Raw genomic sequence first — 8,303 nt, 5'->3', positions numbered from 1 at the left:
ACGTGAAGAAACTCGTCAACAACAATGCGAACTGACACGAACCGGATCACGGGACACTAGGGCGTGTTGCGAAAGTCCCGTCGTCCGCCCGGAGGGCGGGACTTTCGCAACACGCCCTGGACGGGCCGGGCTCCGCACGGTGGCCGTCCCCGGTCCTGGGGCGGCCGCTCCCGGCACTGCGTTGGTGCTCGGCGCCGCCCGGGATCATGCTGGTCAGGAGAGCCAGCCGAGCAAGGGCGATCGGGAGAGGCTGCCGAGCAAGGGCGAGATGAGCGGCGATGGAGCGACAGTCGACGTACACGGCCACGGCCACCATCGATGAGCACGGCATCCTCACCGGCTGGAGCGACGGCGCGGAGCGGCTGCTCGGCTACGACTCCCCGGCCGTCGTCGGCCGACCCGCCACCGCGCTGCTCGCCGCCGACGGCTCCACGGCCCGGCGGATCGTCGCCGGGCGCGAACGCTGGAACGGCACCGTCCCGCTGCGGCACCGCGACGGCCGGACGCTGGAGCTGGGCGTGCTCGCGCACCGCCGGACCTCGGCCGCCGGTGTCGTCGACTGGCTCGTGGTGAGCGCCGTGACGGCCCGGCCCCAGCCGCCCCGGGGCGAACCGCTGGAGGAGTGGACGTTCCTCCAGTCCCCCTTCCCGTTGGCGATCTTCGACGCCGATCTGCGGCTCGTCCGTGCCAACCGGCGGATGGAGCACGCCCTCGCCCTGCCCGAGGCCGCCATGCGCGGACTGCGGCTGCCGCACATCGCGCCCGGCGCCGCCAGCGAGGAGACCGAGGGGGCGCTGCGGCGCGCGCTGGAGTCCGGACGCCCGCAGGAGGCCCTGGCCCGGCTCGGCCGGCGGTTCGGGGGCACGGCCGTGCTCACCCCGCTGAAGGACGCCGGCGGCCAGGTGCGCGCCGTCTGTCTGTCCGTGCAGGGACCCGCCCCCGACGCGGGCCGGCCGGACCTGTCGGACGAGGGCGGTTCGCGCCCCGGCACGACGGCGGACCGGGCCCGCACCGCGCAGGAACTCGGCGAGGTCACGGTCCCCCGGCTCGCCGACGTCATCGCGGTCGACCTGCTGGACTCCCCCCGCGACGCGGACGAGGACCCCGCCCCCGGGCCGGGCCCGGTCGTCCTGCGCCGCGCCGCCCTGCGCGCCGTACCGGAGGGCGACCGCTCCGGCCAGGGCGCCGGCGTGGGCGAGGCGGTCGTCTGCCCGGTGGACTCGCCTCCGGCCCAGTGCCTGGCGGCGGGCCGGCCGCTGCTGTACGACACGACGGACCCGGTCCTGGCCGAGTGGGCGGCGGTGGATCCGGGCGCGGCCTGGCTGCGGGCGTCCGGGGCGCGCGCCCTGCTGGCGGTGCCGCTGCTCGCGCAGGGCAGCACGCTCGGGGTGGCACTCTTCGGCCGGCGGCCCGGCCGGGGCGGGTTCGGCCCGGAGGAGCTGCGGCTGGCCCAGGAGTTCACGGCCAGGGCGGCCGCCGGCGTGCGGCAGGCCCTTCCCCACCACCCGAAAGGCGTGGGAGGTACCCCGGGAGGTGCCCTCTCCTTCGCACGGGCCCGCACCACGACCATGGCGCTCCAGCAGAGCCTGCTCCCGCACACGCTGCCCGACCAAGCGGCCCTGGAGATCGCCACCCGCTATCTGCCGGCCGCGAGCCGGGCCGGGGTCGGCGGCGACTGGTTCGATGTGATCCCGCTGTCCGGGGCGCGGGTGGCGCTCGTCGTCGGCGATGTGGTGGGGCACGGCATCCGTGCCTCGGCCACCATGGGCCGGCTGCGCACCGCCGTACGCACCCTGGCCGATGTCGATCTGCCGGCCGACGAACTCCTCACCCACCTCGACGACCTGGTCCTCAGGCTCGCCGCCGACGAGGGCAGCGCGGACCCGGCCGCCGAGACCGCCGGCGGCATCGGCACCACCTGTCTGTACGCCGTCTACGACCCCGTCGCGCGCCGCTGCACCCTGGCCAGGGCCGGGCATCCGCCGCCCGCCGTGGTCACGCCGGACGGCTCGGTGCGGTTCCTGGACGTGCCCGCCGGGCCGCCGCTCGGGCTCGGCGGGCTGCCGTTCGAGGCCGTCGAGACCGACCTGCCCGAGGGCACCCTGCTCGTCCTCTACACCGACGGCCTTCTCGAAGCCCGCGAGCACGACATCGACGAGGCGCTGGACACGCTGTTCGCCGCGCTCGGCCGGCCGGCACGGTCGCTGGACGCGGTCTGCGACCATGTGCTCACCGAGCTGCTGACCCACCGCCCGGACGACGACATCGCCCTGCTCGTCGCCCGCACCCGGGTCCTGCACAAGGACCGGGTCGCCGCCTGGGAGCTGCTGGACGACCCCGAGGACGTCTCCCGGGCCCGCCGTCTCGTCCGGGACCAGCTGGCCGCGTGGGAACTGGCCGATGCCTCCTTCCCCACCGAGCTGATGGTCAGCGAGCTGGTCACCAACGCCATCCGCTACGGCCGCCCGCCCATCCAGCTCCGGCTGATCCACCAGGACTCGACCCTGATCTGCGAGGTGTACGACTCCAGCGGCACCAGCCCGCACATGCGGCGGGCCCGCATCTTCGACGAGGGCGGCCGGGGTCTGCTGCTGGTCGCCCAGCTGGCCGAGCGCTGGGGCACCCGGCACGACCGGGTCGGCAAGACGGTGTGGGCGGAGCAGTCGCTCTCCGGGGCCGGCGGGCGATCCGGCGCCGGCGAGCGATCGGGGGCCACCGGGTGACGCTCCGGGGCGGCCGGGTGCGTCAGCCACTGCCACCGTTGCCCCCACGGCCGCCCTGACCGCTGGTCTCGCAGCCGACGCCGAGACAGATCCCGCCGTTGCCGCCCCGACCGCCGTCGCCGCCGTCGCCCGCGCCGGCCGCGTCGCCACCGTTCCCGCCGGTGCCGCCGTTGACGCTGCCCGAGCAGACGCCGACGCAGATCCCGCCGTTGCCGCCCTTGGTACCGCTACGGCCCGGTGCGCCGGTGGTGCCGGCACCGCCGTTGGCGCTGCCGTTGCAGAGCCCGGCGCAGATGCCGCCGTCGTGTCCGTCGGTGCCGTTGACGGTGCCGTTGCAGTTGCCCGCGCAGATCGAGTCGCCGACGCGGACGCTGCCGTTGCCCACATGGATGCTGCCGCTGCCCAGCTGGACGCTGCTGAGGTGGGACGGGCTGCTGCCCGGTCCGCTGCCGGCGGGGCCGGTGCCGGCCATCGCGGCCGGTGCCATCGCGCCCCCGGCGATCACGAAGGTGGAGACCGCGAGTCCGAGACCGAATGTCCAGGAATGCCTGCGCATGGAATTTCCCTTTCTTCCCTTCCCTGAATTTCTCATGCCTCTGAATTCCTCACGGGGATTCCGGCTGCAGCAGTGCGAGCCAGTCGCCGTTCAGGAGCTGACGCTCCCACGTGCTGATCTCCTTCTCCGAGATCTTGTACTTCCTGGCCGCGTCGGCCTGGGTCACCCGGCCGGTCAGCACGGTCAGCGCGATCCGCGCCTTGTCCGGCTGGGAGAGTTCCGACGTGGGTTTGTCGGGCAGATCGTGGAGATCGCCGAACGCTGAGCAGCCTGGCTTGCCGGGCTGACCGGGCTGACCCGGCCGGCCGGGCGCGCCGCCCTTGCCGCCCTCACCCCCTTCGCCGCAGTGCGACGACTGCCGGGCCAGGGCCGAGTGGCCGGTGGCGGCCGGGGCCGCGTGAGTGGCCGCCCGGGTCCCGTGCGTGGCGGCCTGGGCGCCGCATGCGGTGACGGTGACGAGCGCCGCCGAGGCCGCCGCGAGGAGGAAGGGACGCTGCCAGAGGTTGGTGGACATCGGAGTCTCCGATTCGGATCAGGTGTCAGGTGAGTCAGGTGTCAGGTGAGGGGTCTTGGACCCCCCGGGGGGGGTGGAGGCCTGGGGCGGCCTCCACCCCGTGGACGGTCAGCGGAGACGGTCAGAAGAGGCTGATGCCACCGGCTCCGCCGGACCCGCCGGCGCCGCCGAAGAGGCCGCCGACGCCGCCCTTTCCGCCCTTGCCGCCGTTGCCGCCCTGGAAGACGCTGTTGCCGCCCTTCCCGCCGTTGCCGCCCTGGCCGCCGATGAGGGTGCCGTCGCCCCCGCCACCACCGGAGCCGCCGCCACCGCCGGAGAAGATGCCGAAGCCACCGGCACCGCCGTCGCCGCCCTTGCCGCCGATGACGCCTTCACCGCCGCCGCCACCGCCACCGCCGCCACCACCGGAGAGGACGCCGTCGCCGCCCTTGCCGCCGGCGCCGCCGTCACCACCGGTGCCGAGGACGCTGCCGCCACCGGATCCACCAGCGCCACCACCGCCACCGACCAGCCCGGAGCCGCCGTCCCCGCCGGCCCCACCGGCGCCGCCGCCGTGGACGAAGGCCACCGTCGACGTCGGCATCGGGGCCGCCATCGCGCCGGACACGGGCAGGAGGACACCTCCGGTGACCAGGGCGGCGGAGGCGACGACGGTCGCCAGCCGGAGACCTCGGCGCTTCGGACGGATTTCGTCGTGGGTCTGCACATTGCGAGTCATGATTCTTCTCCCATGGTTGTGAGGAATTCCGGAGAGAATTTCCACCCTCCGTGCCGCCTCATTTCCTTTCCGGTGAGGCCGCACTTCAAGTAGGCCCGAAACGGAAATCCGGGTCATGTTCCGAGGACTCGGGACTTGACGGCACCACGGAGGTCGGGTAAAGCCCGCATAAGCAAGACTGGCCCGGATCAGATCACGACATGCCTGGGATCAGGTGAGGAACGGCCGGGCCCAGGAAGGCGGCTCCGGCGGTGGGACGCGGTCCACCACGGTCGGCGTACGGAGCCGGGGGACGGAGCCGGCGACCGCGTCGCGCAGGGCGCCCACGAACTCCAGGCAGGAGTCGTAGCGGTCGTCCGGGGCCTTCGCCAGGGCGCGTGCGAGAACCTCGTCGAGGGCCGCGGGGATGTCCGGCCGCCGCTCGCCGAGCGCGGGCGGCGGGTCGTACTGGTGGGCCCAGAGCAGTTCGAGCTGGTCCGCCCGTCTGAAGGGCGGGGCGCCCGCGAGCATCTCGTGGACCACGCAGGCCAGGCTGTACAGGTCGGACCTGCCGTCGACCGGGCGCCCGGCGATCCGCTCCGGCGCGACGTAGTCGAGGGTGCCGACGAACTCGCCCGCGGTGGTGAACCCGGTGAGCGACAGCGACTTCTTGGCCAGCCCGAAGTCGGTGAGATAGACGTGCTCGGGGTGGTCGCTGTCGACGCCCTTGGCGACCATGACATTGGCCGGCTTGACGTCCCGGTGCACCAGCTCACGGGCGTGGGCCGCGTCCAGGGCGGACGCCAGCTGGGCCGTGATGCGCAGCGCGGCCGGCACCGGCAGCGGGCCCTCCTGGTCGATCAGGGCGCGCAGGTCCTGGCCGGGGACGTAGCACATGGCGATGTACAGGATCCCGTCGGTCTCGCCGGCCTCGAAGACGGGGACGATGTTGGGGTGGTCGATGGCGGCCGCCACCCGCGACTCCTGGGCGAAGCGGCGGCGGAAGGCGTCATTGCGGGTGAACTCCGGGGCGAGCAGCTTGAGCGCGACCGTCCGCCCGAGCCGCAGATCCCTGGCCCGGTACACGACGGCCATGCCGCCACGGCCGAGTTCGCATTCCACCTGGTAGCCCGCGATCTCGGCACCGATCAGACCGGAGGGGCTCTTGGGAGGCCAACTCACGCCTGAATTCTATCGACTCATACCCATATGAGCGTCGGCAGCGGGGGCGAAGGCCCGTACGCGCGCATGGCGGAGGCCCGGACCTCCCTCAGGGAGCCCGGGCCTCGCCCTTCCGGTCGCGTCCGTCACGCCGCGACCGGAACCTCCGGCGCCGCGCCGTTCGTCGCGGGCGCGAGCGCCAGCTCCAGGACCTGGCGGACGTCGGTCACGGTGTGGACGTCGAGCTTGTCCAGCACCTCGGCCGGGACGTCGTCCAGGTCGGGTTCGTTGCGCTTGGGGATGATCACGGTGGTCACCCCGGCGCGCTGGGCGGCGAGCAGCTTCTGCTTCACGCCGCCGATGGGCAGCACCCGGCCGGTCAGCGAGACCTCGCCGGTCATCGCCACGTCCGTGCGCACCAGGCGCCCGGAGAGCAGCGACGCGAGCGCCGTGGTCATCGTGATGCCGGCGCTCGGGCCGTCCTTCGGGACCGCGCCCGCCGGGAAGTGGATGTGCGCACCCCGGTCCTTCAAGTCGGCGACCGGCAGCTCCAGTTCGGCGCCGTGGCTGCGCAGGAAGCTCAGCGCGATCTGCGCCGACTCCTTCATCACATCACCGAGCTGACCGGTCAGGGTCAGCCCCGCCGCGCCCGTCTCGGGGTCGGCGAGGGACGCCTCGACGAAGAGGACGTCACCGCCGGCTCCGGTGACCGCGAGACCGGTCGCCACGCCGGGCACGGACGTACGGCGCTCGGCCGGGTCCTGGGCGGACTCGGGCACATGGTGCGGGCGCCCGATCAGCGCGCGCAGGTCCGCGTCCCGGACGGTGAACGGCAGCTCCCGCTCGCCCAGTTCGTGCTGGGCCGCGACCTTGCGCAGCAGCCGGGCGATCGAGCGCTCCAGGTTGCGCACGCCCGCCTCGCGCGTGTACTCGCCGGCCAGCTTGCGCAGGGCGCTCTCGTCCAGGGTGACCTCGTCCTTGCCGAGTCCCGCCCGCTCCAGCTGACGCGGGAGCAGATGGTCACGCCCGATGACGAGCTTCTCGTCCTCGGTGTAGCCGTCCAGCCGGACGATCTCCATACGGTCGGCGAGCGCCTCCGGGATGGCCTCCAGGACGTTGGCCGTGGCCAGGAAGACCACGTCCGACAGGTCGAGCTCGACCTCCAGGTAGTGGTCCCGGAAGGTGTGGTTCTGCGCCGGGTCCAGGACTTCGAGCAGGGCCGCGGCCGGGTCGCCGCGGTAGTCGGAGCCCACCTTGTCGATCTCGTCGAGCAGGACCACCGGGTTCATGGACCCGGCCTCCTTGATGGCCCGCACGATCCGGCCGGGCAGCGCGCCGACGTATGTACGGCGGTGGCCGCGGATCTCGGCCTCGTCGCGGACGCCGCCGAGGGCGACGCGGACGAACGTGCGGCCCATGGCGTGCGCGACCGACTCGCCGAGGCTGGTCTTGCCGACGCCGGGCGGTCCGACGAGGGCCAGTACGGCGCCTCCGCGCCGGCCGCCGATGATGCCGAGGCCGCGGTCGCTGCGGCGCTTGCGCACCGCGAGGTACTCGGTGATGCGCGCCTTCACGTCCTCCAGACCGGCGTGCTCGGCGTCCAGGATCGCCTTCGCGCCCCGGATGTCGTAGGAGTCCTCGGTTCGTTCGTTCCACGGCAGTTCCAGGACCGTGTCGAGCCAGGTCCGGATCCAGGAGCCCTCCGGTGACTGGTCGGAGGCGCGCTCCAGCTTGTCGAGCTCCTTCAGCGCCGCCTCGCGGACCTTCTCCGGCAGGTCGGCGGCCTCCACGCGGGCGCGGTAGTCGTCGGACTCCTCGCCGTCCTGCTCGCCGTTCAGCTCGCGCAGCTCCTTGCGGACGGCCTCCAGCTGGCGGCGCAGCAGGAACTCGCGCTGCTGCTTGTCGACGCCTTCCTGGACGTCCTTGGCGATGGTCTCGGCCACGTCCTGCTCGGCGAGGTGCTCGCGCAGCGCCTGCGTGGCGAGCCCCAGCCGGGCCACCGGGTCGGCGGTCTCCAGCAGCTCGACCTTCTGCTCGGTGGTGAGGAACGGCGAGTACCCGGAGTTGTCGGCGAGCGCGGAGACGTCTTCGATGGCCTGGACGCGGTCCACGACCTGCCAGGCGCCGCGCTTCTTCAGCCAGGTGGTGGCGAGCGCCTTGTACTCCTTGACGAGGTCGGTGACGTGGCCGGGCAGCGGGTCCGGCACGCTCTCGTCGATCCGGGCGCCCTCGACCCACAGGGCGGCGCCGGGGCCGGTGGTGCCCGCGCCGATGCGCACCCGGCTGCGGCCGCGGACCAGCGCCCCCGGGTCGCCGTCGGCCAGCCGGCCGACCTGCTCGACCGTGCCCAGCACTCCGGTCTTCGCGTAGGTGCCGTCGATGCGGGGCACCAGCAGCACCCTGGGCTTGCCCGGCTCCGACCGGGCGGCGGCCTGTGCGGCCTCCACCGCGGCCCGTACGTCGGCGTCGCTCAGGTCCAGCGGGACCACCATGCCGGGCAGCACGACCTCGTCGTCGAGCGGCAGCACGGGCAGTACGAGCGTGAACGCCGTGGACTCACCAGCCATGATCTCCCCTTAGGCAGTCAACTTGAGCTATGCCGACTCAACTGCGGGGCAGGGGCTGGTGTTCCCCTGATCTGTTCGCTGTGGG

Annotated in this window: 6 protein-coding genes; 1 reads left to right on the top strand and 5 read right to left on the bottom strand. The window is 73.5% G+C overall.

What is annotated here, in order from left to right; translation table 11 throughout:
- The first annotated feature begins 278 nt into the window (after nucleotides 1-278).
- Nucleotides 279-2,723, top strand: coding sequence for an ATP-binding SpoIIE family protein phosphatase (locus IE277_RS18820; protein ID WP_189953862.1), 2,445 nt, complete (start codon nucleotides 279-281; stop codon nucleotides 2,721-2,723).
- 22 nt (nucleotides 2,724-2,745) lie between these two features.
- On the opposite strand, the gene IE277_RS18815 is transcribed toward IE277_RS18820, so the two are convergent.
- From IE277_RS18815 to lon, 5 genes are all read right to left on the bottom strand, one after another.
- Entirely contained in the window at nucleotides 2,746-3,279 is a 534-nt protein-coding gene (locus IE277_RS18815) for a hypothetical protein (RefSeq protein ID WP_189953860.1), read from the bottom strand.
- A 49-nt stretch (nucleotides 3,280-3,328) separates the two neighbouring features.
- Nucleotides 3,329-3,793: a DUF1153 domain-containing protein gene (locus IE277_RS18810; protein WP_189953858.1), complete on the bottom strand. Its 465-nt coding sequence runs from the start codon at nucleotides 3,791-3,793 to the stop codon at nucleotides 3,329-3,331.
- A gap of 121 nt (nucleotides 3,794-3,914) precedes the next feature.
- Entirely contained in the window at nucleotides 3,915-4,511 is a 597-nt protein-coding gene (locus tag IE277_RS18805) for a hypothetical protein (RefSeq protein ID WP_189953855.1), read from the bottom strand.
- A gap of 210 nt (nucleotides 4,512-4,721) precedes the next feature.
- On the bottom strand, nucleotides 4,722-5,672 hold the full coding sequence (locus tag IE277_RS18800) for a serine/threonine-protein kinase (protein WP_229881741.1): 951 nt from the start codon (nucleotides 5,670-5,672) through the stop codon (nucleotides 4,722-4,724).
- 125 nt (nucleotides 5,673-5,797) lie between these two features.
- Complete coding sequence (gene lon, locus IE277_RS18795) at nucleotides 5,798-8,218, bottom strand: endopeptidase La (protein WP_189953853.1); 2,421 nt, start codon at nucleotides 8,216-8,218, stop codon at nucleotides 5,798-5,800.
- Nucleotides 8,219-8,303 lie beyond the last annotated feature (85 nt).

Source organism: Streptomyces alanosinicus (genome assembly GCF_014650595.1).
Classification (GTDB): Bacteria; Actinomycetota; Actinomycetes; order Streptomycetales; family Streptomycetaceae; genus Streptomyces; species Streptomyces alanosinicus.
The sequence above is the reverse complement of the archived record's forward strand: the minus strand, read 5'-3'. Positions and strand labels throughout refer to the sequence as shown.

What these genes read in the sequence shown, in the direction of transcription:
- IE277_RS18820 (WP_189953862.1), top strand. Translation starts at nt 279, where the DNA reads ATGGAGCGACAGTCGACGTACACGGCCACGGCCACCATCGATGAGCAC.
- IE277_RS18815 (WP_189953860.1), bottom strand. Translation starts at nt 3,279, where the DNA reads ATGCGCAGGCATTCCTGGACATTCGGTCTCGGACTCGCGGTCTCCACC.
- IE277_RS18810 (WP_189953858.1), bottom strand. Translation starts at nt 3,793, where the DNA reads ATGTCCACCAACCTCTGGCAGCGTCCCTTCCTCCTCGCGGCGGCCTCG.
- IE277_RS18805 (WP_189953855.1), bottom strand. Translation starts at nt 4,511, where the DNA reads ATGACTCGCAATGTGCAGACCCACGACGAAATCCGTCCGAAGCGCCGA.
- lon (WP_189953853.1), bottom strand. Translation starts at nt 8,218, where the DNA reads ATGGCTGGTGAGTCCACGGCGTTCACGCTCGTACTGCCCGTGCTGCCG.